Source organism: Halomonas sp. LES1 (assembly GCF_031846005.1).
Lineage (GTDB): Bacteria > Pseudomonadota > Gammaproteobacteria > Pseudomonadales > Halomonadaceae > Halomonas.
The window spans coordinates 701535-725681 of sequence record NZ_JAVRGC010000001.1; the positions used below are offsets into that span (position 1 = coordinate 701535).

General features: G+C 65.4%; 15 protein-coding genes, 11 tRNA genes and 1 riboswitch. Of the genes, 7 read left to right on the plus strand and 19 right to left on the minus strand.

Translation table 11 applies throughout. The features are described from left to right. Positions 1-50: 50 nt before the first annotated feature. The 8 genes from RM463_RS03350 to RM463_RS03385 form a co-directional block, all read right to left on the minus strand. The gene (locus RM463_RS03350) at positions 51-1370 is read right to left on the minus strand and encodes an LLM class flavin-dependent oxidoreductase (protein WP_311428973.1); all 1320 of its coding nucleotides are present in this window, start codon (positions 1368-1370) and stop codon (positions 51-53) included. Then, positions 1370-2161, minus strand: coding sequence for a 3-oxoacyl-ACP reductase (locus RM463_RS03355; RefSeq protein ID WP_311428974.1), 792 nt, complete (start codon positions 2159-2161; stop codon positions 1370-1372). The genes RM463_RS03350 and RM463_RS03355 overlap by 1 nt, the downstream gene beginning before the upstream one ends. Positions 2162-2194: 33 nt before the next feature. Continuing rightward, a riboswitch (TPP riboswitch) is annotated at positions 2195-2288 on the minus strand. Positions 2289-2546: 258 nt separating this feature from the next. Further along, a tRNA-Gly gene (locus RM463_RS03360) sits at positions 2547-2621 on the minus strand. A gap of 38 nt (positions 2622-2659) precedes the next feature. Beyond that, positions 2660-2735 (minus strand) — tRNA-Glu (locus tag RM463_RS03365). A gap of 3 nt (positions 2736-2738) precedes the next feature. Further along, positions 2739-2813: transfer RNA gene (locus RM463_RS03370), tRNA-Gly, on the minus strand. Between the two features lie 71 nt (positions 2814-2884). Continuing rightward, a tRNA-Glu gene (locus RM463_RS03375) sits at positions 2885-2960 on the minus strand. Between the two features lie 22 nt (positions 2961-2982). Next, a tRNA-Gly gene (locus tag RM463_RS03380) sits at positions 2983-3057 on the minus strand. Between the two features lie 24 nt (positions 3058-3081). Beyond that, a tRNA-Glu gene (locus RM463_RS03385) sits at positions 3082-3157 on the minus strand. Positions 3158-3283: 126 nt separating this feature from the next. Between RM463_RS03385 and RM463_RS03390 the strand changes: the two genes are divergently transcribed. After that, positions 3284-3360, plus strand: a tRNA-Met gene (locus RM463_RS03390). 45 nt (positions 3361-3405) lie between these two features. On the opposite strand, the gene RM463_RS03395 is transcribed toward RM463_RS03390, so the two are convergent. Next, complete coding sequence (locus RM463_RS03395; protein ID WP_311428975.1) at positions 3406-4707, minus strand: M18 family aminopeptidase; 1302 nt, start codon at positions 4705-4707, stop codon at positions 3406-3408. A 141-nt stretch (positions 4708-4848) separates the two neighbouring features. Here RM463_RS03395 and RM463_RS03400 point away from each other — a divergent pair, with 141 nt between their 5' ends. Further along, positions 4849-6918: a carboxy terminal-processing peptidase gene (locus RM463_RS03400; RefSeq protein WP_311428976.1), complete on the plus strand. Its 2070-nt coding sequence runs from the start codon at positions 4849-4851 to the stop codon at positions 6916-6918. A 330-nt stretch (positions 6919-7248) separates the two neighbouring features. Here RM463_RS03400 and RM463_RS03405 read toward each other — a convergent pair. From RM463_RS03405 to RM463_RS03425, 5 genes are all read right to left on the minus strand, one after another. Continuing rightward, positions 7249-7324, minus strand: a tRNA-Asn gene (locus RM463_RS03405). A gap of 28 nt (positions 7325-7352) precedes the next feature. Further along, positions 7353-7428, minus strand: a tRNA-Asn gene (locus RM463_RS03410). A 34-nt stretch (positions 7429-7462) separates the two neighbouring features. Next, a tRNA-Asn gene (locus RM463_RS03415) sits at positions 7463-7538 on the minus strand. Between the two features lie 133 nt (positions 7539-7671). Further along, positions 7672-7748 (minus strand) — tRNA-Met (locus RM463_RS03420). 87 nt (positions 7749-7835) lie between these two features. Continuing rightward, positions 7836-8813 (minus strand): choline ABC transporter substrate-binding protein, encoded by a 978-nt coding sequence (locus tag RM463_RS03425; RefSeq protein ID WP_311428977.1) that lies wholly within the window; start codon positions 8811-8813, stop codon positions 7836-7838. Between the two features lie 150 nt (positions 8814-8963). Here RM463_RS03425 and betI point away from each other — a divergent pair, with 150 nt between their 5' ends. The 4 genes from betI (at position 8964) to RM463_RS03445 (ending at position 15627) form a co-directional block, all read left to right on the plus strand. After that, a complete protein-coding gene (gene betI / locus RM463_RS03430; RefSeq protein WP_311428978.1) occupies positions 8964-9614 on the plus strand; it encodes a transcriptional regulator BetI in 651 nt (216 codons plus the stop codon). 10 nt (positions 9615-9624) lie between these two features. After that, positions 9625-11109: a betaine-aldehyde dehydrogenase gene (gene betB / locus RM463_RS03435; RefSeq protein ID WP_195686986.1), complete on the plus strand. Its 1485-nt coding sequence runs from the start codon at positions 9625-9627 to the stop codon at positions 11107-11109. A gap of 138 nt (positions 11110-11247) precedes the next feature. Further along, positions 11248-12939 (plus strand): choline dehydrogenase, encoded by a 1692-nt coding sequence (gene betA / locus RM463_RS03440; RefSeq protein ID WP_311428979.1) that lies wholly within the window; start codon positions 11248-11250, stop codon positions 12937-12939. Between the two features lie 240 nt (positions 12940-13179). After that, positions 13180-15627, plus strand: coding sequence for an acyl-CoA dehydrogenase (locus tag RM463_RS03445; RefSeq protein WP_311428980.1), 2448 nt, complete (start codon positions 13180-13182; stop codon positions 15625-15627). A 125-nt stretch (positions 15628-15752) separates the two neighbouring features. Here RM463_RS03445 and RM463_RS03450 read toward each other — a convergent pair whose 3' ends face one another. The 4 genes from RM463_RS03450 to RM463_RS03465 form a co-directional block, all read right to left on the minus strand. Further along, entirely contained in the window at positions 15753-17669 is a 1917-nt protein-coding gene (locus RM463_RS03450) for an SLC13 family permease (RefSeq protein WP_311428981.1), read from the minus strand. Between the two features lie 105 nt (positions 17670-17774). After that, the gene (locus RM463_RS03455; protein WP_311428982.1) at positions 17775-18584 is read right to left on the minus strand and encodes an enoyl-CoA hydratase-related protein; all 810 of its coding nucleotides are present in this window, start codon (positions 18582-18584) and stop codon (positions 17775-17777) included. Continuing rightward, a complete protein-coding gene (locus RM463_RS03460; protein WP_311428983.1) occupies positions 18581-20782 on the minus strand; it encodes an acetate--CoA ligase family protein in 2202 nt (733 codons plus the stop codon). The genes RM463_RS03455 and RM463_RS03460 overlap by 4 nt, the downstream gene beginning before the upstream one ends. 111 nt (positions 20783-20893) lie before the next feature. Further along, positions 20894-21700, minus strand: a complete 807-nt coding sequence (locus RM463_RS03465; protein ID WP_195686993.1) for an enoyl-CoA hydratase/isomerase family protein — start codon at positions 21698-21700, stop codon at positions 20894-20896. Positions 21701-21962: 262 nt separating this feature from the next. Between RM463_RS03465 and RM463_RS03470 the strand changes: the two genes are divergently transcribed. After that, positions 21963-22880: a MurR/RpiR family transcriptional regulator gene (locus RM463_RS03470; RefSeq protein WP_311428984.1), complete on the plus strand. Its 918-nt coding sequence runs from the start codon at positions 21963-21965 to the stop codon at positions 22878-22880. A 289-nt stretch (positions 22881-23169) separates the two neighbouring features. Here RM463_RS03470 and RM463_RS03475 read toward each other — a convergent pair whose 3' ends face one another. Then, positions 23170-24147: an NADPH:quinone reductase gene (locus tag RM463_RS03475; RefSeq protein ID WP_311428985.1), complete on the minus strand. Its 978-nt coding sequence runs from the start codon at positions 24145-24147 to the stop codon at positions 23170-23172.

A 24147-nucleotide genomic window follows, 5' to 3' on the forward strand; every position in this document is an offset into this window, starting at 1 on the left:
ATTTGCGTTTCGAGGGACGTTTGCGTTTCAAAAAGCAGGTGCGCTGGACGCTAGGAGCGCCGGCCGGGCGGCCTCTCGAGGCCCAAGTGCCCCCGCAGCGTCGCCGCCTCGTACTCTTCCCGGAAGAGTCCGCGACGCTGCAGTTCCGGCACCACCTGATCCACGAAGTCCTCGATCCCGGAGGGCAGCGACGGCGGCATCAGGTTGAAGCCGTCCGCCCCGCGGCCGTGGAACCAGCGCTCCATCTCATCGGCGATGCTCTCCGGGGTACCGATCATGGTGCAGTGGCCGCCGCCGGCGGCGAGCCGCCCCAGCAGCTCGCGCAGGGTGGGCTGCTCGGTCTCGATGATGCGCAGGATGGTGGCATAGCGCCCCTGGGGACCACGGAACTCGGTCAGCGGCGGTAGTGGCGGCACCGGGGCATCCAGCTCCCAGTCACTGCAGTCCTGCTCGATGAACAGTCCCAGCTGGCGCAGCGAGGCCTCCACCGGCAGACAGTCGTCCAGCTCGCGCTGCTTGGCTCGAGCCTCCTCCATGGTAGCGCCCACATAGGTGACGAGCCCCGGCAGGATCGGCACCGGCGCGGTGCGCCCGGCCGCCGCCACCCGCGACTTGATGTCCCGGTAGTAGGCCTGGGCTGCCTCCAGGTCGTAGGCGACAGCATAGATCGCCTCGGCGTAGCGCGCCGCCAGATCGCGCCCCTGGGAAGAAGCACCCGCCTGTACCAGTACCGGGTTGCCCTGGGGAGGACGCGGCAGGTTGAGGGGCCCGTCGACCAGGAAGTGCTCACCGTGATGGTCAATCTGGCGCACCTTGTCGGGATCGGCATAGCGGCCCTTACGATCGCGCTCGATGGCGTCGTCGGACCAGCTGTCCCACAACGCCAATACCGTCTGCACGAACTCCTCGGCGCGCACATAGCGCTCGCCATGGGGGGGCATGGCCGTATAGCCATGGTTGCGCGCCTCGCTGTCGAACATCGAGGTCACCACGTTCCAGCCCACTCGCCCGCCGGAGATGTGGTCCAGCGAGCCCACCAGCCTGGCGGCGTGGAAGGGAGTGTAGAAGGTGCTCGAGAGCGTGCTGATCAGCCCGATCCGCCGGGTGGCCCGGCTCATGGCGGAGAGCGCGGTCAGCGGCTCGAGGTGCCAGTGGAAGCCATCCTCCACGCTGCCGGCGCTCATGCCATCGGCGAAGAACAGCGCATCCAGCTTGCCGCGCTCGGCGGTGCGGGCCAGGGACTCATAGTAGGCGATGTCGCCAAGCCGCTCGGCGCAGGAGTCGGGATGGCGCCATGCCGCGCGATGGTGGCCGCACCCCATCACGAACAGATTGAGGTGCAATTTCTCGTCGGGATTGCGTGCCTTCATCACCCTTTCACCAGTCCGCCGTCGACGATCAGGTTCTGGCCGGTGACCGCCCTGGCCCAGGGGGAGGCGAAGAACAGCGCCGCGTCGGCAAACTCCTCCGGGGTGGTCACCCGCCGCAGGGGGGTATTCTGCGCGATCAGGTCGAAGACCGCCTCCGGGGTCGCGCTGGACGCATCGGTGGTGCGCAGCAGCCCGCCGGAGATCATGTTCACGGTGATGTTGTCGGGCCCCAGGTCGTTGGCGAGCGTACGGGTCAGCGAGAGCAGCGCGGCCTTGCCCGCGGTGTAGTCGTGGTACGGCACGACGGGATTCTGGAACAGATTGGTGCCGATATTGACGATGCGTCCACCTCCCTGCTCGCGCATGCCGGCCAGCGCCGCCTGGATGGTGTTCAGCGCTCCCCGGTTGACACCCTCAAGCTGTTGCTGGAGATGCGACCAGTCCAGGGCATCGGCGTCGGGACGCGCGTCGCCGTTGAAGGTGAACGCGGGCAGGGCGTTGTTGACCACGGTGGTGATCGGCGTGCCGAAGTGCTCACGCGCCTGCTCGAACAGCGACTCGATCGCCTCGGCGTCACGCACGTCGGCCTGGACGGCCAGTACCCGCTGCGGCGCCTCCTTCACCAGTGCCTCGGCGGCATCGCGACTCTGGAAATAGTTCACCACCACCCGGGCGCCCTGCCCGAGAAAGGCTCGGGTCAGATGAGCGCCGAGCCCACGAGCACCGCCGGTAACAAGCACGACCTGCTGATCGATGGCCTGCTGGTCGATGGAGAGAGAGGAAACGGCCATGAAGACTCCTTGGTACGCGGCAAAGGGCGCCGCGCTGGAGCCGGCCGACATCCCTTCGCCAGTGTGAACTGGATCAGGTTCGACGGGTATTTTCTCAGCGGCCATGGCCGCACCCCGTGTCTAGTGGGGCACCATAGCGCATTCGGACGGACAGCAACAGCCGGGCCGGCATTCCGGCTCAAGCAGTGAGCCCTGGCCTGACCGGGGAAACAGGGGATCTTCTGGAGTGAAATACGAAAAACGACAAGACATCATCAGCCAGGCTGGCGCCTTAGCTTATGATCAGAATTCAGAGAGGGAGAACCGATTGGAGCGGGAAAGGAGATTCGACCGGGCTGGCGCTCCAGCTCCTGACGCGAGCCTTGGCCAGTAGCGTGAAACCGATTGGAGCGGGAAAGGAGATTCGAACTCCCGACCCTCGCCTTGGCAAGGCGATGCTCTACCACTGAGCTATTCCCGCTTGATATCGGTACTACTGTTGGCACGACGAGAGCGAGTTGGCGTCCCATAGGGGGTTCGAACCCCTGTTCCCGCCGTGAAAGGGCGGTGTCCTGGACCACTAGACGAATGGGACGCATGGAGCGGGAAAGGAGATTCGAACTCCCGACCCTCGCCTTGGCAAGGCGATGCTCTACCACTGAGCTATTCCCGCCTGTCTCGTACTTCTCGTTCTACTACTACTTCTACCACTACCTCGACGACTCTACGCTGCAGTCGAAGAAGTGGCGTCCCATAGGGGGTTCGAACCCCTGTTCCCGCCGTGAAAGGGCGGTGTCCTGGACCACTAGACGAATGGGACGCTGTATCTTCCTTTCAGAAGATGGAGCGGGAAAGGAGATTCGAACTCCCGACCCTCGCCTTGGCAAGGCGATGCTCTACCACTGAGCTATTCCCGCATTCCGGTTATCTGATGAGTCGAGTGGCGTCCCATAGGGGGTTCGAACCCCTGTTCCCGCCGTGAAAGGGCGGTGTCCTAGACCACTAGACGAATGGGACGCAATGTCTCGTCTCGTCGAGATGGCGCGCATATTATCGACCACACGGCCAAGTGTCAAGCCTTGGCATGCCTTCCATATCAGGCAGTTGACAGAGGGGCCAACGCTGGATAGAGTACGCGCCGCTGGCTACGTAGCTCAGTTGGTTAGAGCACATCACTCATAATGATGGGGTCCCCTGTTCGAGTCAGGGCGTAGCCACCAGAATCACGCAACCCGGCGCCATCGGCGCCGGGTTTTTTTGTGTGCTCAAGCCAGCTCGGGGCGGTTGCAGAAGGCAGCCAGCACCCGCGTCAGATAGGCCACATCCTCACTTCCCGCGGTCTCACGGATCGAGTGCATGGCCCACTGCGGCACCCCCACATCGAGGGTAGGCACACCGAGCCCGGTGGCGGTGATCGGCCCGATGGTGCTGCCACACCCCATGTCGGCACGCGTCACGAAGCTCTGCACGGGCACCTCGGCCTCGCGACAGAGGTCGCGAAACAGCGCCGCCGTCGCACTGTTGGTGGCGTAGCGCTGACTGGCATTGACCTTGATCACCGGTCCGCCGTTGAGCGCGGGACCATGGGCCGCATCGTGCTTGTCCTGGAAATTGGGATGCAGAGCATGCGCGTTGTCGCAGGAGATCATCCGCGAGGCCTGGATCAGCCGAATGAAGCCCTCCTCGCTGCCGTCGCCGAGCCGCTCGTGAACCCGGCGCAGCACATCTCCCAGAAAAGGCCCCTGGGCGCCGCAGGCACTGGCGCTGCCGACCTCCTCATGGTCGTTGGCCACCAGCACGACACCCTGCTTGCCATCACTGGCCAGCAACGCCTCCAGGCCGATAAAGCAGGAGAGCAGGTTGTCGAGCCGGGCGCTGGCAATCAGCTCCCCCTTGACCCCCACCCGCGCAGGCGGCTGCATATCATGAAAGCCCAGCTCGAAGTCGAGCAGCTCGAACGCCTCGATGGCGTGCTGCTCCGAGACCCACTCCTTGAGCAGCCTCGGCAGGTCGCCCTCCTCACCACCCTGCAGCAGCACCGGCGCCATCTGGGTCTGAGCGTTCAGCGCACGACCGCTGTTGGCCTCGCGATCGAGATGGATGGCCAGACTGGGAATGATCGCCACTGGGCGGTCGACATGCAGCAGACGCCCCTCGAGACGGCCATCGGGATAGCGGACATGCACCCGGCCGGCGAGCCCCAGCTCACGGTCGAACCAGGGCGCCAACAGGGCTCCCCCATAGACCTCGACACCGAGCTGCAGCCAGCCGGCTGCGGTCTGGGCGGCATTGGGCTTGAGTCGCAACCCGGGGCTATCGGTATGGGCACCGATCATGCGCAGCGCCTCGAGCCGCGTCTCGGGCAACTGCAGGGCGATGATGGAGGAGTCGTTGCGCGTCACATAGACCCGCTCGCCCGGCGTCAACGACCAGGCCTCGCGCTCGTCCAGGCGGCGGAAACCGGCGGATTCGAGGCGGGCCGCCATATTGGCGGTGGCATGCCAGGGAGTGGGCGAGCGGCGCAGGAAGTCGAGAAGCCGCGAAAGCAGGTCATCCTGGGAGAGCATGGATTCCTCTGAGGTTGGGCAAAAGTGTAGATGATGGGCACAGCGGGTAAGCTGCTACAATGGACTGCCGCTCCGCGCAACTCGCGAGCCGGATAACGGTCAAGGGAATTGAGTGTACATCAAACCGGGAGTGCTTCATTGATGAGCCCGCTTGCCCATATGGGACGATCCATGGCCTTGTTGGCAGCCCTGCTGCTGGCCACCGGCGTCGCCCTGGCACAGCCAGAACCCACCGACGCCCAGCGCCGGGCCGCCACCGAGATGGCCGAAGCGCTACGTTATGGTCACTACGCCGACGTCAGCCTGGACGACAGCTGGTCACGCCGGGCCTTCGAGCGCTATCTCGATGTGCTCGACAGTCAGCGCGCCTTCCTGACCGAACAGGATGTGGCGGAATTCCATCCGCTGGAAGAGCAGCTCGATGATGCCCTGCTCGATGGCGAGCTGGCCCCCTTCTTCTCACTCTATCAGCGCTACCATGAGCGCGCCGAGGCTCGCTTCGAGTGGCTGCTCGAGCGCCTCGACCAGGGCCTCGACTTTACCTATGAGGGAGAGCAGCGCCTGGAGGTGGACCGCGAGGATGCCCCCTGGGCGGAGAGCACCCAGATTCTGGATGAGCTCTGGGAGCGCCGGCTCAAGAACGCCGCCCTGACCCTGGTGATCAGTGACCAGGACGAGGAGCAGGTCGAGACCAATCTCCGCCAGCGCTACGAGGGCCAGCTCAACCGCCTGCAGCAGACCAACGAGGAGGATATCTTCGGCCTGCTGATGGCAGCGGTCACCGGTAGCATCGACCCTCACACCGGCTACCTCTCTCCCCGCCAGGGCGAATCCTTCGACATCCAGATGCGCCTCTCGCTGGAAGGCATCGGCGCCCTGCTCCAGGCCGACGGCGAATACGTCAAGGTCGCAAGCCTGGTGCCCGGCGGCCCGGCGGAGCGCGCCGGTGTGCTTGAGCCCGCCGATCGCATCGTGGGAGTCGGCCAGGAAGATGGCGACATGGTCAACGTGGTGGGCATGCGCCTCGACTCGGTGGTGGAGCTGATCCGCGGCCCCAAGGGCTCGGTGGTACGCCTCGACGTGGTTCCCGCCCAGGCGGTGGACATGACGCGTTCCAAGGAGGTCCAGATCACTCGAGACACCGTGAAGCTCGAGGACCAGGCGGCCCAGAGCGAGGTGCTCGAGCTCGAACATGATGATGGCGTGCACCGCGTCGGCGTGATCACCGTGCCCACCTTCTATGTCGACTTCGACGCCTGGCAGGCCGGCGATGAAGAGTATCGCAGCACCACTCGCGATGTGGCCAAGGAGATCGAGGCACTGCAGAACCAGGGCATCGAAGGCATCGTCCTCGACCTGCGCAACAATGGCGGCGGCGCCCTGCAGGAGGCCAACTCCCTGATCGGACTGTTTATCGATCGCGGCCCCACCGTCCAGGTGCGAGATGCGCGCGGGCGCATCAGCCTCTACGGCGATACCGACACCGGCGCCATCTACGATGGCCCCCTGACGGTGCTGGTCAATCGCCTGTCGGCCTCCGCCTCGGAGATCTTCGCCGGCGCCATCCAGGATTACGGGCGGGGCCTGGTCGTCGGCACCCCCACCTTCGGCAAGGGCACGGTGCAGACCCTCAATGAGCTCAGTCATGGCGAGATCAAGCTGACCCGCGCCAAGTTCTATCGCATCTCCGGCGAGAGCACCCAGCACCGTGGCGTGGAGCCGGATATCATCTTCCCGAGCCTGATCGACCCCGAGCTGATCGGCGAGAGCAGCCTCGACAACGCCCTGGACTGGGACACCGTCCGCTCGGTGCAGTACCGGGAGTACGGCGAGCCATGGCGCTTCCTGGAGACGCTGCGAGCCCGTCATCGCGAGCGTGCCGACACCCACCCCAACTTCGTCTACCTCGAGCAGCAGGCCGAGCTTAACCGCCGGATGCGCAAGGAGACGACCAGCGTCAGCCTCAACCGCGAACTCCGCCAGGCGGAGACCGAGGCACTCGAGGCCGAACAGCTCGCCCTGGAGAATCAGCGTCGCGAGGCACTCGGCCTGGAGCCCCTGGAGGAGTGGATCGACGCTCGTGACGAAGAGGACGACGGCGACCAGGAAGAGGAGGAGCCGGTGGAGCAGGTTCAGGTACTGGAAGCCGCGCATATCCTGCTCGACTACTCCCAGCTCGAGAACAACTACCGCTTCGCCCACCGGGAGTGAGCCCCTCCCCACCATGAAAGAGGCCGTCGCCCCGGGGCGACGGCCTCTTTCATTGCATGCGACCCACCGTGACAGCCCAAGCGATGACCGTGGGACAGACGCACGTAAAACTCACTCAGTAACTCACACAGACATTCGCACAGAAATTCGCACAGAAACTGACAGGCACACGGAAGGACCGGTACAAGACCCGGTGATCATTATCGTGCGCAGAAATGGGGTGAAACCAGAGAAGATGAAGCTAGGAAGGGTGAAGCTAGAGTGGGCGAAACTGGCAAGGGTGAAGCTGGCGAGGGTTAAGCTGGCGAGGGTTAAGCTGGAAAGACGAGATGGCTCCCGGAGCAGGACTCGAACCTGCGACCCAGTGATTAACAGTCACTTGCTCTACCAACTGAGCTATCCGGGAATAACCTGAGGTGACGATGCCGAGCGATTGGCTCCTCGAGCAGGACTCGAACCTGCGACCCAGTGATTAACAGTCACTTGCTCTACCAACTGAGCTATCGAGGAATCGTGTCGCATCGCTGTGTTGCCGTCGCCGTGTTGGCTCCCCGAGCAGGACTCGAACCTGCGACCCAATGATTAACAGTCATTTGCTCTACCAACTGAGCTATCGGGGAACGGCGTCGAACACGGTGCGTAGTATACGGATTCCCCCAGCAAGGTCAAGGACCTCCGCAAGGATTCGTACGATGATCCGCTCTAACGCACAGCGCCCGCACGACGAGTGTCGGGCGGGCGCTGAAATAATCCTGGTGGCTACGCCCTGATTCGAACAGGGGACCCCATCATTATGAGTGATGTGCTCTAACCAGCTGAGCTACGTAGCCTTTCCACTAGATTGCGCGACCTCGGCCGCGCAATGGAGACGCATTATGCACATGGACTCGCCGCTTGGCAAGTCCAGCGGCGACATTTCAGGACTCGATCTCGAGTGCCTCGCGCACGGCGGCCAGGCCGTCCTCACCGTCGCGGGTCTCGACACCCTCGAGCCAGGCGTCGAGCACTTCCGGATTGGCCTGCAGATAGTCACGGGCGGCGTCACGGGGGTCCTCGCCCTCCTCCATGATCTCCCCCATCAGCTGGCTCTCCATCTCGAGGGTGAACACGAGGTTGTCCAGCAGGGTCGCCACATTGCCACACTCCTCGACGAGGCCATCACGAGTGTTGGTATAGATCGTGGCGCCCCCCAGGTCGGGACCGAAGTAATCGTCGGCTCCCTCCAGGTAAGCCATGTCGAAGTTGGTGTTCATCGGGTGCGGTTCCCAGCCCAGGAACACCATCCAGTTCTCGTCCGGCACCCGGGCGCCCAGTTCGGAGAGCATGCCCGCCTCGCTGGAATCGACAAGCCGCCAGTCACCCAGGCCGAAGGCGTCGTCATCGATCATCTGCTGGATCATCTGATTGCCGTCGTTGCCGGCCTCGATGCCATGGATGCTGCTGTCGAACTTGTCGGCATGCTGGTCCAGATCGGCCAGCGAGGTGACGCCGGCATCGTACACATACTGCGGCACCGCCAGGGTGTACTTGGCTCCCTCGAGGTTGGCACGCAGACGGTCGACGCTCCCCTCCTCGACATAGGGGTTGCTGATCGATGCCATGGAGGGCATCCAGTTGCCCAGGAAGATATCGAAGTCACCATTCTTCATGCCCTGATAGGCGATGGGCACGGAAACGGTGTCGATACGGGTCTCATAGCCCAGCGCCTCGAACACCTCGGTGGCCAGAGCGGTGGTCGCGGTGATGTCGGTCCAGCCCACCTCGGCGAAGCGCAGCGTCTCGCAGCTTTCGGACTCCTGGGCAAGCACCGGGGCGGCCCCCAGCACCAGCGCGGCGGCACCCAGGCCAAGACTCATATGGCGACTGGTACGGCGGGAAATGCGAGTTGCGTTCATGAAATTACCTCCGTGAAGGGACTTGAGTATAGTCGGCGTCTGCCAACTCTTTATTGATTGAACGTTCAATAAAAAACTGGCAAGCTGGCACTATCCTAACCGCACATACCGGTGTGGTGGCAAGTCATCAGGACAAGAGAGGGCTCGACAATGCCCAAGGTCGGAATGGAACCCATCCGCCGCCAGCAGCTGATCAAGGCGACCATGGCGGCCATCGATGAAGTCGGCCTTGCCGACGCCACCGTGGCGCGCATTGCGCGACACGCGGGGGTATCGGCCGGCATCATCAGCCATTACTTCGGCGGCAAGGATGGCCTGCTCGAGGCCACCATGCGCCAGATCCTCAGCGACCTGGGCGAGGCCGTGGCCGCCTGCCGGCGCGAGCTGCGTCACGACACCCCCCGAGCCCGACTGGAAGCCATCATCGAGGGAAATTTCGACCGCAGCCAGGTGACCGACCCGGTGGCCAAGACCTGGCTGGCCTTCTGGGCCAGCAGCATGCACAAGCCGCGCCTTGCGCGCCTGCAGCAGGTCAACGACCGGCGCCTATACTCGAACCTGTGCGCCCAGTTCCGCCGCCTGATGCCGCTCGACGAAGCGCGACTGGCATCGCGCACCCTGGCGGCGGTGATCGACGGCCTCTGGCTGCGCGGGGCACTCACGCCGGAGGGCCTGGATGCCGAAGGCGCCCGCCAGGCGGCACTCGCCACCCTCGACAGGCTACTTGCCGCATCCGACTCTGCTGCCGCTTCTAACTCTGTTGCCGCTTCCGACTCTGCCACCGCCATCGACGCTCGCTGAGGAGAGACCCATGACCGATTCAACTGCCCTGCCCCTCTATATCGACGGGCATACCGCCGATGCCACCTCAGGCGCCAGCTTCGAGGTGCACAACCCCTTCGATGGCAGCCTGCTGGCCCGAGTGCAGCAGGCCGCCAGCGCCGATGTGGATGCCGCCGTGGCCGCCGCCAAACGCGGTCAGCGCGAGTGGGCGGCGATGAGCGGCATGCAGCGCGGACGCATCCTGCAGCGCGCCGTGGCGCTGCTAAGAGAGCGGAATGATGAGCTCGCCGAGCTCGAGACCCGCAATACCGGCAAGCCGATCAGCGAAACCGCGGCGGTGGACATCGTCACCGGTGCCGACGCCCTGGAGTACTACGCCGGCCTGGCCGCCGCCATCGAGGGCACCCAGATCCCGCTGCGCGAGGACTCCTTCGTCTATACCCGCCGCGAGCCGCTGGGGGTGATCGGCGCCATCGGCGCCTGGAACTACCCCATCCAGATCGCCTGCTGGAAGGCGGCACCGGCCCTGGCCGCCGGCAACGCCGTGGTCTTCAAGCCCAGCGAGGTGACCCCGCTCACCGCCATGAAACTGGCCGAGATCCTGACCGAGGCCGGGCTGCCCGACGGTGTCTTCAATGTGGTGCACGGTGACGGCCAGGTGGGCGCCATGCTCACCGAGCACCCGGAGATCGCCAAGGTCTCCTTTACCGGCGAGGTGGGTACCGGCAAGAAGGTGATGGCGGCCGCCGGTGGCTCGACCCTCAAGGAGGTGACCATGGAGCTGGGCGGCAAGTCGCCGCTGATCGTGTTCGCCGACGCCGACCTCGACCGCGCCGCCGATGCCGCCATGATGGCCAACTTCTACTCCAGCGGTCAGGTCTGTACCAACGGCACCCGGGTCTTCGTCGAGCGCTCGGTGAAGGCCGACTTCGAGGCGAGGCTCAAGGCACGGGTGGCACGCATCAAGGCCGGCGACCCGCTGGACCCGAGCATCAACTTCGGCCCGCTGGTGAGCTTCGAGCACCAGGCCAAGGTGCTCTCCTATATCGAGCTGGGTCAGCAGGAGGGTGCCACCCTGCTGGCCGGCGGGGAGCGCTGGGACAAGGACGAGCAGGCCGGTGTCGCGTGGTCCAGGGGCGCCTGGGCGGCTCCCACGGTATTCAGCGACTGCACCGACGAGATGCGCCTCGTGCGTGAGGAGATCTTCGGCCCGGTGATGGCACTCCTCACCTTCGATGACGAGGAGGAGGTCATCCGCCGCGCCAATGATACCCACTACGGGCTGGCAGCCGGTCTCTTCACCGAGAGCCTCAACCGTGCCCACCGGGTGATCCATCGCCTGGAGGCAGGTATCTGCTGGATCAACACCTGGGGCGACTCCCCCGCCGAGATGCCGGTGGGCGGCTACAAGCAGTCCGGTGTGGGCCGCGAGAACGGCCTCGAGACCCTGGCCCACTACACCCAGACCAAGTCGGTACAGGTGGAGATGGGCCCCTTCGAATCGGTGTTCTAAGCGCTACTCCTCACCTGCCAGGGGCGCCGGGGACAGCTCGTCGCGAGGGGGATTTCACTGCGCCCTCGCGATGGTCCGGCACAGCAATGCCTGCCATCGGAACAGCCCCGTACTGATGTTGCCTTGAGAGACCCTCCCATGACCCAGATCCGCGAATTCGACTACGTCATTGTCGGCGCCGGCTCCGCCGGCAATGTGCTGGCCACCCGCCTGACCGAGGACGCCGACGTCTCGGTGCTGCTGCTCGAGGCCGGCGGCCCCGACTATCGCCTCGACTTCCGCACCCAGATGCCGGCGGCACTGGCCTATCCACTCCAGGGCACGCTCAACAACTGGGCCTTCGAGACCGATCCCGAGCCCCATATGGACGGCCGGCGCATGGAGTGTGGCCGTGGCAAGGGGCTGGGGGGCTCCTCGCTGATCAACGGCATGTGCTATATCCGTGGCAACGCCCTGGACTACGACCACTGGGCCAAGGCGCCGGGACTCGAGGACTGGACCTATGCGGACTGCCTGCCCTATTTCCGCAAGTCCGAGAGCCGCGATATCGGCCCCAATGACTACCATGGCGGCGACGGGCCGGTGAGTGTCACGACCCCGAAAGCGGACCACAACCCGCTCTATCGCATCTTTATCGAGGCGGGCAAGCAGGCCGGCTACCCGGAGACCGACGACGTCAACGGCTACCAGCAGGAGGGCTTCGGCCCCATGGACCGCTTCGTCACGCCCAGGGGGCGACGTGCGTCTACCGCCCGGGGCTATCTTGACCAGGCCAAGGGGCGCTCGAACCTGACCATCGAGACTCGCGCCATGACCGACATCATCGAATTCGAGGGCAAGCGTGCGGTCGGCGTGCGCTACCGCCGGCGTGGCCAGGAGCAGCGGGTACGCGCCCGCCGAGAGGTGCTGCTGTGCGGCGGCGCCATCGCCTCGCCACAGATCCTGCAGCGCTCGGGCGTCGGCCCCGCCGATGTTCTGGAGGAGTTCGGCATTGCCCCGGTGCAGATCAACGACAATGTCGGCGCCCATCTCCAGGATCATCTGGAGATGTATATCCAGTACGAGTGCTCTCAGCCGATCTCGCTCTACCCGGCCCTGAAATGGTGGAACCAGCCGAAGATCGGCGCCGAGTGGCTGTTCTTCGGCCGCGGGGTCGGCGCCAGCAACCAGTTCGAGGCCGCCGGCTTCATCCGCAGCAATGACCAGGAGGCATGGCCCAACCTGCAGTACCACTTCCTGCCGATTGCCATCAGCTACAACGGCAAGAGCGCGGTACAGGCCCACGGTTTCCAGGCCCATGTGGGCTCCATGCGCTCCAAGAGCCGTGGCCGCATCCGCCTGACCTCCCGTGACCCCGAGGCCGCGCCGAGCATCCTGTTCAACTACATGTCGAAGGAGGAGGACTGGCAGGAGTTTCGCGACGCCATTCGCCTGACCCGCGAGATCATCGCTCAGCCCGCCTTCGACGCCTATCGTGGTCGCGAGATCTCACCCGGCCCCGAGGTGCAGAGCGATGCCGAGCTGGATGCCTTCGTGCGCGCCAATGCCGAGACCGCCTACCACCCCTGCGGCAGCTGCCGCATGGGCGATGGCGACGACGCCGTGGTGGACGGCCAGGGCCGGGTGCATGGGGTCGAGGGCCTGCGCGTCGTGGATGCCTCGCTCTTCCCGCAGATCCCGACCGGCAACCTCAATGCGCCGACCATCATGCTCGCCGAGAAGATTGCCGATCGCATCCGCGGCCGCGAGCCGTTGCCGCGCAGCGATGCCCCCTACTACGTGGCGGGCGACACCCCCGCACGCGGCGAGCCCCAGCGCCGGCTCGACTGAGGACGTCCCCGCCGCACCACTGCGCCCCGCCCTGCAACTGCAGCGCGGGGCGTTTTTTTGGATGCACACAGTCCCGGATGACTACCACACTCGAGGCTATTACGGCGACAGGGCCTCTCGCACTCTTCAAAGCCTTGGCCAAGAGTCGTGCCCCTGGCCGGTTGCACTAATCTAAGCTAGTCTGAAAGAATTCAAACGTCTGTTCGATCTTTCATCGCCCACCCTCATCGGAGTCACTCTATGCTCACCCTGATCCTGCTGATCGTGGCCATCGTCGGCCTGTTGGTGGTGATGCGCCGCGAGGCGGGCGCCCTGCCCGCCCTGGCGGTACTCGCCATCACCGGGCTGGTCAGCCTGCTCATCGCCTCCCCCGTGCTGGGCATCCTGCTACTGCTTGGCGCCGCAGGCGTGGCCGCCGCCGGGCTGCCGGCCCTGCGCGGCAAGTGGTTGACCCCTCGCCTGTTCACCCTGTTCAAGAAGGTCTCGCCCAAGGTCTCCGAGACCGAGCGCGTGGCGCTGGAGGCCGGCAGCGTCGCCTGGGACGGCGAGCTCTTCACCGGCAAGCCGAACTGGCAGGCCCTGCTCGACTACACCGACGAGGGGCTGAGCGAGGAGGAGCAGGCCTTCCTCGACAACCAGTGCTCGGTGGCCGCCGGCATGTGCAATGCCTGGGATATCGCCAAGGAGCGGGCCGACCTGCCCCAGCCGCTGTGGGATCACCTCAAGCAGGAGCGCTACTTCGGGATGATCATTCCCAAGGAGTACGGCGGCCTCGGCTTCTCGGCCAAGGCCCAGTCGCTGGTGCTGCAGAAGCTGTCGATCAACGAGACCCTGATGGTCACCGTTGGCGTGCCCAACTCCCTGGGGCCGGGCGAGCTGCTGCTGAAGTACGGCACCGACGAGCAGAAGAATCACTACCTGCCCCGCCTGGCCGACGGCCGCGAGATTCCCTGCTTCGGCCTGACCGGTCCGCGCGCCGGCAGTGATGCGACCTCGCTGCCCGATACCGGCGTGGTCTGCAAGCAGGTGGTCGATAGCGAGGAGGTGCTCGGCCTGCGCCTCAACTTCGAGAAGCGCTGGATCACCCTGGCACCCATCGCCACCGTGGTGGGCCTGGCCTTCCGCCTCTTCGACCCGGACCATCTACTCGGCGAGGAGGAGGATCGCGGCATCACCCTGGCACTCATCCCTCGCGATGCCGAGGGCATGGAGATCGGCCGCCGGCATCACCCCATCGGCAGCCCCTTCCTGAATGGCCCGATCCGCGGCAAGGATGTCTTCGTCCCCCTGGATACCATCATCGGCGGCGAGGCGATGATCGGCCAGGGCTGGCGCATGCTGGTGGAGTGCCTCTCGGTGGGTCGCTGTATCACCCTGCCTTCCGGTGCCACCGGCACCGCGCGTTACGCCATCGGCTGGAGCGGCGGCTTCGCCCGTATCCGTCGCCAGTTCAACGTGCCCGTGGCCGAGATGGAGGGTGTACAGGAGCCGCTGGCCCGCATGACGGCACTGGGCTATATCGCCCAAGCCGCGGTCTACCAGACCGCCAACACCATCGATCACGGCGAGAAGCCGGCGGTCCCCTCGGCGATCCTCAAGAGCCAGCTCACCGAATACCAGCGGGTGATCCTCGGCGATGCCATGGACATCCATGGCGGCAAGGCGGTGACCCTGGGTCCGCGCAACTATCTGGGGATCGGCTATAGCGCCAACCCGGTGGCGATCACCGTGGAGGGCGCCAATATCATGACGCGCAACCTGATGATCTTCGGTCAGGGCGCCATCCGCTGTCATCCCTATGTCCTCGAGGAGCTGGCCGCCAAGGATGCCGATGATATCCAGGCCTTCGATCGCGCCTTCTTCGGCCATGCCGGCCTGATCTTCGGCAACGCCGCCCGCGCCTTCACCCAGGGGCTGGGCATCGGCAAGCCGGCAGTCCCCTTCGATGGCGAAGCTACCCGCTACGCCCAGGAGATCGCCCGGCTCTCCGCCGGCTTCGGACTCTGCGCCGATGCCGCCATGGCCAGCCTCGGCGCGACCCTCAAGCTGCGTGAAATGCTCTCCGCCCGGCTGGGCGATGTGCTCTCCAACCTCTACCTCGCCTCCATGGTGATCAAACAGTGGCACGAGGGAGACAGGGTCGAGGGCGAGGAGGCCCTGCTTCACTACAGCTGCCGGCTACTGCTGGGCCGTGCCGAGCAGGCCCTGGACGAGCTGTTCGACAACCTGCCCAACCGCGCCCTCGCCGGAGTGCTGCGGCGGGTGGTGATGCCGCTGGGCAAGCGCTTCAAGCGCCCCCACGATGACCTGGCTCGCCGCATCGCCCAGGCGGTCTCCCATGACAGCGCCCTGCGCACGAAGCTGCTGGCCAATACCTGGAGCAGCGACGATGGCCCCGAGGCCAACTTCCTGGCACGCTACAACGCCCTGCTGGCGACCCAGGAGCGCGCCGAGGGGCTCTACCGCACGCTCAACAAGGCCTACGCCAAGGGCGAAATTGCCGCCGATGCCCTGCACCCCGAGCAGCGGGTCGAGGCGGGCCTGGCCCAGGGGGTCATCTCACAGGAGGATGCCGCCTTTATGCGCGAGCGCGAGGCCCAGGTACTGGAGCTGCTGACCGTGGACGACTTCGAGTACGACGCCTTCGTGATCGACAAGTCCAAGGTACTGCGCCATAACGCCGCCTGACGCTCACCTTTCCCCCCGTCCCATGCCCCGGCCAACGCCGGGGCATTTTCGTTCGGTCTCGGGCAGAAGTAAGACTTGCCTGCGCCAGGACGCGTCCCTTGCTCCTTGTTTCTTGACCCGGGCTGCTACAGGGGCCAGACCAGCAGGATCAAGGGCACGGAAACCGACAGCGCCACCAGCGAGAGGGGCAGGCCAAGCCTCCAGTAGTCACTGAAGCGGTAACCACCGGGTCCCATCACCAGGGTGTTGGACTGGTGGCCGATGGGGGTCAGGAAGGCACAGGAGGCGCTCACCGCCACCACCATCAGGAAGGGATCCACCGAGGTATCAAAGCCCGACGCCAGGCTCGCGGCGATCGGTGCCATCAGCAGCGCCGCGGCGGCATTGTTGACGATATTGGAAAGCACCATGGCGAGCAGGAAGAGCACCACCAGCGTGACCACCACCGGCCAGTCGCTGCCCCAGGCGAGCATCGCCTCGGCGATGAGGGCCGCCCCGCCGCTGCTCTCAAGCGCCTCGCCCACCGGGATCATCGCCCCGAGCAGCACGATCACCGGCCCGTCGATGGCCTGATAGCCCTCGCGCAGCGGCAGCACGCCGACCAGCAGCGAGATCAGGGCCGCCGTGGAGAGCGCCACCGCCGCCGGCAGTAGATCAAGCAGCATGGCCAGGATGGCGGTGGCGAAGATGGCGAGCGATACCAGCAGCAGGCGCGGCTGCCCCAGGGTCAGGTTGCGGCTGGCCAGCGGCAGGCAGCCAAGGGTCGACAGACTCTCGGCCAGCTCGCTCTCATCGCCCTGCAGCAACAGCACATCCCCGGCACGAAAGCGGATCTCGTGCAGACGCTGCCTGAGGCGACCCCCATCCCGGGCGACGGCGACCAGATGCAGACTGAACTGGTTCTGCAGTCGCAGCTGGGCCACCGTGCGGTTGATCATCTTCGAGTCGTTGCGTACCACGGCCTCGACCAGCTGCAACCCCTCGGTATCGACCCCCTTGCTCTCCCTGTCCGATTTTCCGTTGTCCTTGCGGTGGGCACTGTCCCTCTTGCCGCGATCCTCCGAGACAGCAGGGGCATGCTCCGGCGCGGTCTCCCCAGCGCTCTTCTCCTCCTCCTTCTCCTCTCCCTCTTCGCCATTCTCCCGCTCCTCCTGGGCCTCCTTGCCCAGACGCAGCCCCGCCTTGTCCTCCAGCAGCTTCATCTCCTCGGGACCCGCCTCCATCAGCAGGATGTCTCCCTCTCTCAACACCCCGAAGAAGGCATGGCCGGCGCGGCGCTTCTCGTCGCGCACCACCGCCAGCACCGGCACCGCCTCCTTAAGCTTCTGCTGCAGCTCACGCAGGGTCAGCCCCCTGGCCTGGGAGTCTTCACCGACACGCAGTTCGACCAGGTAGTTGGCGGTGTCGAACATGGCCTCCGTGGAGGCCTTGCCCGCGCGCTGGGGCACCAGGCGCCAGCCGACCAGGAGAATGAAGACCAACCCCGCCAGGGCTACCGCCACGCCTACCGGCGAGAAGGAGAACATGCCGAAGCTATCGCCGGTCACGCCGCCACGGTAGCTGGCGATAATGATATTGGGTGGGGTGCCGATCAGGGTGGTCAATCCGCCCAGCAGTGACCCGAACGCCAGGGGCATCAGCAGCAGCGAGGGGGAGATGTCGTGCTCGCGCGCCATGCGCATGGCCACCGGCAGCAGCAGCGCGAGCGCTCCCACGTTGTTCATGACGCCGGAAAGCACCACGACCGTGCCCACCAGCACCAGCAACTGCAGGAAGAGGCTCTCGCCCACCTTGAGGAGCTGCTTGGCAATCAGATCCACCACGCCCGAGCGCTCGAACCCCCGGCTGAGGACGAGGACGGCGGCCACCGTGATCACCGCCGGATGGCCGAAGCCCTGGAAGGCCTGATCGCCGGGAACCAGGCCCAGCACCACCGAGCCCAGCAACGCGGCCATCGCCACCAGATCATAGCGAAAGCGCCCCCAGACAAAGGCTGCCAGGGTCGCGCCCAGGACGAGGAAGATCAGGGTGCTGTCGGCCATCGGTTCACCTCCCTGTGAGATCGGATGGCCACAGCATCGCCAGCCAGGCGCCCTGGCGACAAGTGTTTTCTACCGTTCAAGGCGGATCCGTCGCCTCTAGCCTGGTTACTTCGCCATTTTTTCCAGCATGGCGTTAACCGCCTCCAGATGCTCGGGCTCGTTGTGGCACATGCCCTGGAACACCGCGCAGAGGTCGAGGAAGTCCTTGAGCTCGGTACGCTGTGCCATCTTCATCAGCCGCTTGGTCAGCCGAGTCGCCTTGGGGGGCTGAGCGGCGACGCGACCGGCCAGCTCGAGGGTGCGCTCCATCAACGCCTCGGGCTCGGTGACCTCGAGCACGATGCCATACTCCCTGGCCTCCTCGGCATCGATCACGCGCCCCGACAGGGTCAGCTCGAAGGCGCGCTGGTAGCCAATCAGGCGCTGCATGAACCAGGCGCCGCCATCCCCGGGGATGATGCCCAGGTTGAGGAAGGTCTCGCCGAACTTGGCCCGCCACGAGGCGATTCGGATATCGGCCATATTGGCCAGGTCGAAGCCGGCACCGATGGCGGGGCCATTGACCGCGGCGATGATCGGCACCTCCACCTCGGCGAGCGACAGCGGAATGCGCTGGATGCCGCGACGATAGCGCGCCGAGACTTCGGCCACGTCACCGGCGAAGTCGCCGTCGCGATTGGCCATGTCCTTGACGTTGCCGCCGGCCGAGAAGGCACTCCCCGCACCGGTCAACACCAGCACCGAGACATCCTCGCAGGCGTTGACCCACTCCGCCACGGCGACAATGTCATCGACCAGGGCGGTCCCGGTCAGGGCGTTGCGCACATCGTGACGATCGAGGGTCAGGGTCGCCACCCGCCCCTCGAGGGTCAGATGGGCATCGGTCAGCTGGGGATAAGACATCGACTGGCTCATGACAGGGCTTCCTTGTCGCGATGGGGTTGGAGATCGGGTTCACGCTCGACGATAACCCGGGCATCCACTACCGCATAGCCCTCGGCATTGACGATCACCGGGTTCAGGTCCAGCTCGACGAGCTCGGGATAGGCCTCGACGATGCGCGACACCTTGAGCAGCAGATCGACCAGAGCGGCCTTGTCCACCGCCTTCTCGCCGCGTACCCCGTCGAGAATGCGACTGGCCTTGATCTGCTCCACCATGGATTCGGCATCGAGACGGGAAAGCGGGATCGAGCGGAAGGCCACATCCTCGAGGATCTCGACGAAGACGCCCCCCAGGCCGAACATCAGCACCGGCCCGAAGATGGGGTCGCGGATCACCCCGACGATCACCTCCACCCCCTTCTGCGCCATGGGAGTGAGCAGAACGCCTTCGATCTCGGCCTCGGCATCGTAGTCACGACAGGAGGCGAGAATCGCCTGGCGCGCCTCGCGCATGGCGCCCTCGCCCACCACATCAAGCCTGACGCCGCCGGCGTCGGACTTGTGCAGGATATCCTTCGATACCACCTTCATCGCCAGCGGCGTCTCGCCGAACCGTTCGGCCGCCTCGACCAGCTGCGCCTCGTCTCTTGCCACCAGCTCCAGCGGCACCTCGATGCCATGTTCGCGCAGCAGCCGCTTGGCCTCATATTCGAAGAGGTCGCGCCCTTCGGCACGAGCCTGGTGAAAGATGGTGGTGAGCTCGGGCAGCGGCGCCACGCTGGGCACACGGCTCGCGCCTCGAGACTGAGCCAGGTACTGGCCGCGCTCCCCCAGCGCCGAGAGCACCCGCACCGCATGTTCGATGGAGGCGTAGACCGGCAGGCCGGCCTCGTGCAGGCGACGCAGCGCCGGCGGCTTGACCGGTGCATAGAGGCTGTAGATCACCAGAGGCTTCTCGGTGGCATTGGCGAGGTCCACCATGGCCTCGGCTCCGCGCATCTCGTCGCCCAGCAGCGACTCGGCGAAACGCTGGCTATAGCCACCGAACATGCCTACCAGGAAGACGCTGTCGACGTTGTCGTCGGCGGCAACGATCTCCATGCAGGTCGCCAGCAGCGACGGATTGGCATCGGTGGAGCCCGCCACATCCACCGGGTTGACGGTGGAGGCCTGAGGCAGGAGCACCTCGCGCAGCCTTGTCCGGGTCGCCTCGGAGAGCTCGGCAAGCACAAGGCCCGCCTCGACCAGGCGATCGGAGGCGATGGTCGCCTGGCCGCCACCATCGGCAACCACCGCCACACGCTTGCCGCGGGCCTTCTGCAGCAGGCCCAGCCCCTCGGCGACCGGCAGGATCTCGTCGGACTGATGCACCACGCTGACGCCGGATTGCCTGAGCAGATCCACGGTCATGGCATAACTGCCCGCCAGCGCGCCGGTATGCGAACTGGCCGCCTTCTGGCCGGCCTCGGTAGAGCCCGACTTGTAGAGCACCACCGGCTTCATGGCGGCCACCTCTCGGGCCACCTCCAGGAACTTGTGCCCGTCGCGGAACCCCTCCACATAGAGAGTCGCCACGCGAGTATGCGAATCTTCGCCGAGATAGCGCAGGTAATCGTTGAAGCCGATATCGCTCTGGTTGCCGGGACCGATATAGGTGGAGAAGCCCACCTGGCCATTGTGCTGCGCCTCCAGTGCCAGGGAGAGCAGCATGTTGCCGGACTGGGAGATGATGCCGACATCCCCGGGCCTGACGTTGTCCAGCGCCAGCAGGTTGACCCGGTGGTGCAGGTTGAAGATGCCGGACGTATTCGGACCGATCAGGCGCACGCCATGGGCGCGGGCCTTCTCCAGCATCTCGCGTTCGAGCGCGGCTCCCTCTTCGCCCACCTCACTGAAACCGCTGGCCAGGATCACCGCCCCCTTTATGCCTCGGCGGCCGCACTCGGCGACAAGCCCGGGCACGCTGGGTGCCGGAGTGCAGATCAACGCCAGCTCGGGGTTGCCGGGAATGGCGGTCACCGAGGGCCACGCCTTGACCCCGAGAATCATCTCGGCCCGGGGGTTGACCGGATAGATCTCCCCCCGGTACCCCTCCTTGATCAGCCCCACCATGGCCTTGTAGCCACGCTTGGTGGGGTCGGCGGAAGCCCCCACCACGGCGATGCCGGTGGGAGCCAGGATGTCATGCAGCGGGCTGCGGGTCGGAAGATGTCCTTCGATGGGATTCATGGCGAGATAACCTTGGCGACGGATGTCGCTGAGTCGAGTTTGGCACGGGTTTGTGGCGAAACGGTGGCGCAGGACCGGCGGGAGCCGGGCCGATGACAAGGCATGGCGGCGTTACTCGCCTCGGAAGCGCGGGGTGCGCTTCTCGGCGAAGGCATCGACACCCTCCTGCCAGTCCCGGGTGGTACCGACGAACATCATGCCCTCGAGTTCGGCGGTCAGGCAGGCATCCAGGGTGCGCTCGCCGGACATGGTGAGCTGCTCCTTGGCGAGCTGCATGGAGAACGGCGCCTTGGTGGCGACCCTGGCGGCAAACTCCAGGGCAGCATCGGCAAACGCCTCATCGGGATAGTGGCGGTTGGCCAGGCCGATACGCACCGCTTCGGGGCCGTCGATACGCTCCCCCAGGAAGACCAGCTCGCGGGCCTTGGCCAGGCCAACCAGTCGCGGCAGCAGCCAGGTGACACCCCCGCCCAGAAAGTTGCCGATGGAGACCTCGGGCAGGCCGATCTGGGCACTGTCGGCCATCAGCAGAAAATCGGCGGCCAGGGCGATCTCGGCACCGGCCCCCAGGGCGTAGCCATTTACCGCGGCGATCACCGGGGTCTTCAACTGCATCAGGCGCTTGCAGACGACCTGCTCGCCCTGCAGGTACTGACGACGATCGAAGGCGGTGCGCCCGGCCTTGTGCTCCTTGAGGTCGGCACCGACACAGAAGGCGCGCCCCTCGCCGGTGATCATCACCACCCGCACCTCGGGATCCTGCTCGGCGGCGGTCAGGGCGTCATTGAGCTCGTCGTAGAGCGTCTGGGTCACGGCATTGAGGCGATGGGGGCGGTTGAGACGAATCTCCTGCACCTGCCCGTGACGGCGAGTGATCAGCGTCGAGAAGTGAGACGAGGGGGTAGCAGCGTGGCTCATGGTGTTATGGCGCCTCCGAGGCGTCAGTCGTCGATGGCGGTAACGGTCGTTGCCGCATAGGCAACAAATGTTTCACTAATAAAAAACTACAGCACATTTGTTTTATTGACATGCTAGCCAGCCCCATGCCCCACGTCAACACATACGTTTCCTAATAAAAATATTTAAGAAACATTTGTTTCACTACGCTTCGAGCACTTCGGATACAATGCACGCCAACACTTCTTTCTCGACCCCATTCACGACCACCCGGGAGACCGCCGTGCTGGACCACGAACGTCGCCACGACAACCCTGCCGATGACTGCCAGAACTCTCTGGACAGGGTCAACCGGCAACTCGCCGAGGCCTATCCGGAGCTTAGCCCCCAGCTCAAGCTGGCAGCGGGTTATGTGCTGGAGCACCCGGTGGAGGTGGCCTTCCAGTCGATCCGCAAGTCGGCCTCGGCCGCCAGGGTCACGGCCTCAACGCTGGTGCGCCTGGCCAAGCGGCTGGGGTTCGACAGCTACGAGCAGTTTCGTGAGGTCTTTCAGTCGGCGGTGCAGGCCGGGCCTGTGGAGCTCTCCGGGCGTGCCAACCAGCTGCGCAACATGGCCAGCCAGACCGACGACCAGGTCTTTCTGGATGTGGGGGATGCCGCCTTCGACAATATCGGCCGGCTGTTCACCGCGGACAACCAGGCACGGGTACGCGAGGCCGCCCGACTGCTGCTGGGGGCCGAGAGGATCGCCGTGGTGGGATTTCGCGATGCCTTCGCCTGCGCCTATCACTTCGCCTATGTGGGGCGCATCGCCATGCCCAACATTCAGCTGATTCGAGGCCAGGAGGGAGGACTGCTCACGGAGCTGGCGCCTTTCGGAGAGGGCGATGTGGTGGTGGCCTTCGGCTTCGAGCCCTACTGCGCCGAGACCATGCGTGCCCTGGAGATCACCCGGGCGGCTGGCGTCGACGCCATCGTCATCACCGACACCCTGCGCTCGCCGCTGGTGCCGGGGGCGTCGATCACCTTTCCGGTGGCCAACGCCACACCGCACTTCTTCCCCTCGATACTCTCCGCCATCACCCTGGTGGAGACGCTGCTGGCCGAGTGCGTGGCCTTCGGCCCGGATGACCTGGTGGGCAATGTGGCGAGCTTCGAGTCACGAATGCGGGCGATGGGCGCCTATGTGGAGAACGGCTGAACATCTCTTGCTTCGTGGCCCACGAGGCACGCTCGGGGCTGACCCGGCGACAGGCTTGGTCGGGGGCGCTGTAAATACGTCCCTGTACGCTACCTCGGCCCTGCGGCGCTCTCGCGTCCCGCTCCGCTTGCAGGTCCGGTGCTGGCCATTCATCGTTCGGAGCAGTGCTCCTCACCCCTGGTCCTCGGCCCCCCCTCCAAGCCAGCCCCCGGCGCCCCTCGCTCCCGGCACTAACTTTCGGGGCTTCCTTGCCTTCGGGGGTTCCTTGCTCCTTGTCACTTACGGCTATTCAAGGAATCAGAATGGTGGAACCGGTGGTCTGGCGACCCTGAAGGGCGTCCTGGGCCTTGCCGGCCTCGGCCAGCGGGTAGCGCTGGGCGATATCGACCTTGATCTTGCCGCTCTTGAGCATCTCGAACAGCTCGGCGGCCATCATCTCGAGACGCTCGCGGGTATCGGCGTAGCCGTTGAGGCTGGGGCGGGTGGTGTAGAGCGACCCCTTCTGGTTGAGGATACCGAGGTTGACGCCCTCCACGGCACCCGAGGCGTTGCCGAAACTGACCATCAGCGAGCGCGGCTTTAGGCTGTCCAGGGATATCTCCCAGGTGTCCTTGCCCACCGAGTCGTAAACCACATCACACATGGCGCCATCGGTGAGTTCGCGCACCCGTTCGACCACGTTCTCCCTGGTGTAATCGATGGTCGCCCAGGCGCCATTCTGCTCGGCGAGTGCCGCCTTCTCCGGCGAGCTCACCGTGCCGATCAGCTTCACCCCCAGCGCCCTGGCCCACTGACAGGCGATGGAGCCCACGCCGCCGGCAGCGGCGTGCCAGAGGATGGTCTCACCGGCCTCGAGGCGGTGGGTCTGACGCATCAGGTACTGCACGGTCAGTCCCTTCAGCATGCTGGCCGCGGCGGTTTCGAAGTCGACGCCCTCGGGCAACACCACCACCTTGTCGGCAGGCAGGGTATGCAGCTCGGCATAGGCGCCCAGAGGGCCCTGGGCATAGGCGACGCGATCGCCCTCCCGAAGGTGCGTCACACCCTCGCCCACCGCGTCAACCACCCCGGCCGCCTCGGTGCCAAGGCCGGTGGGTAGCGCTGGTGCCGGATAGAGGCCGGTACGGAAGTAGATGTCGATGAAGTTCAGACCGACGGCACGGTTGGCGACCCTTACCTCGCCGGGACCGGGGTCCGCCGGGGCGACGTCGACAAGCTCGAGGACCTCGGAGCCGCCGGTACGGGACAACTGGATACGCTTGGCCAT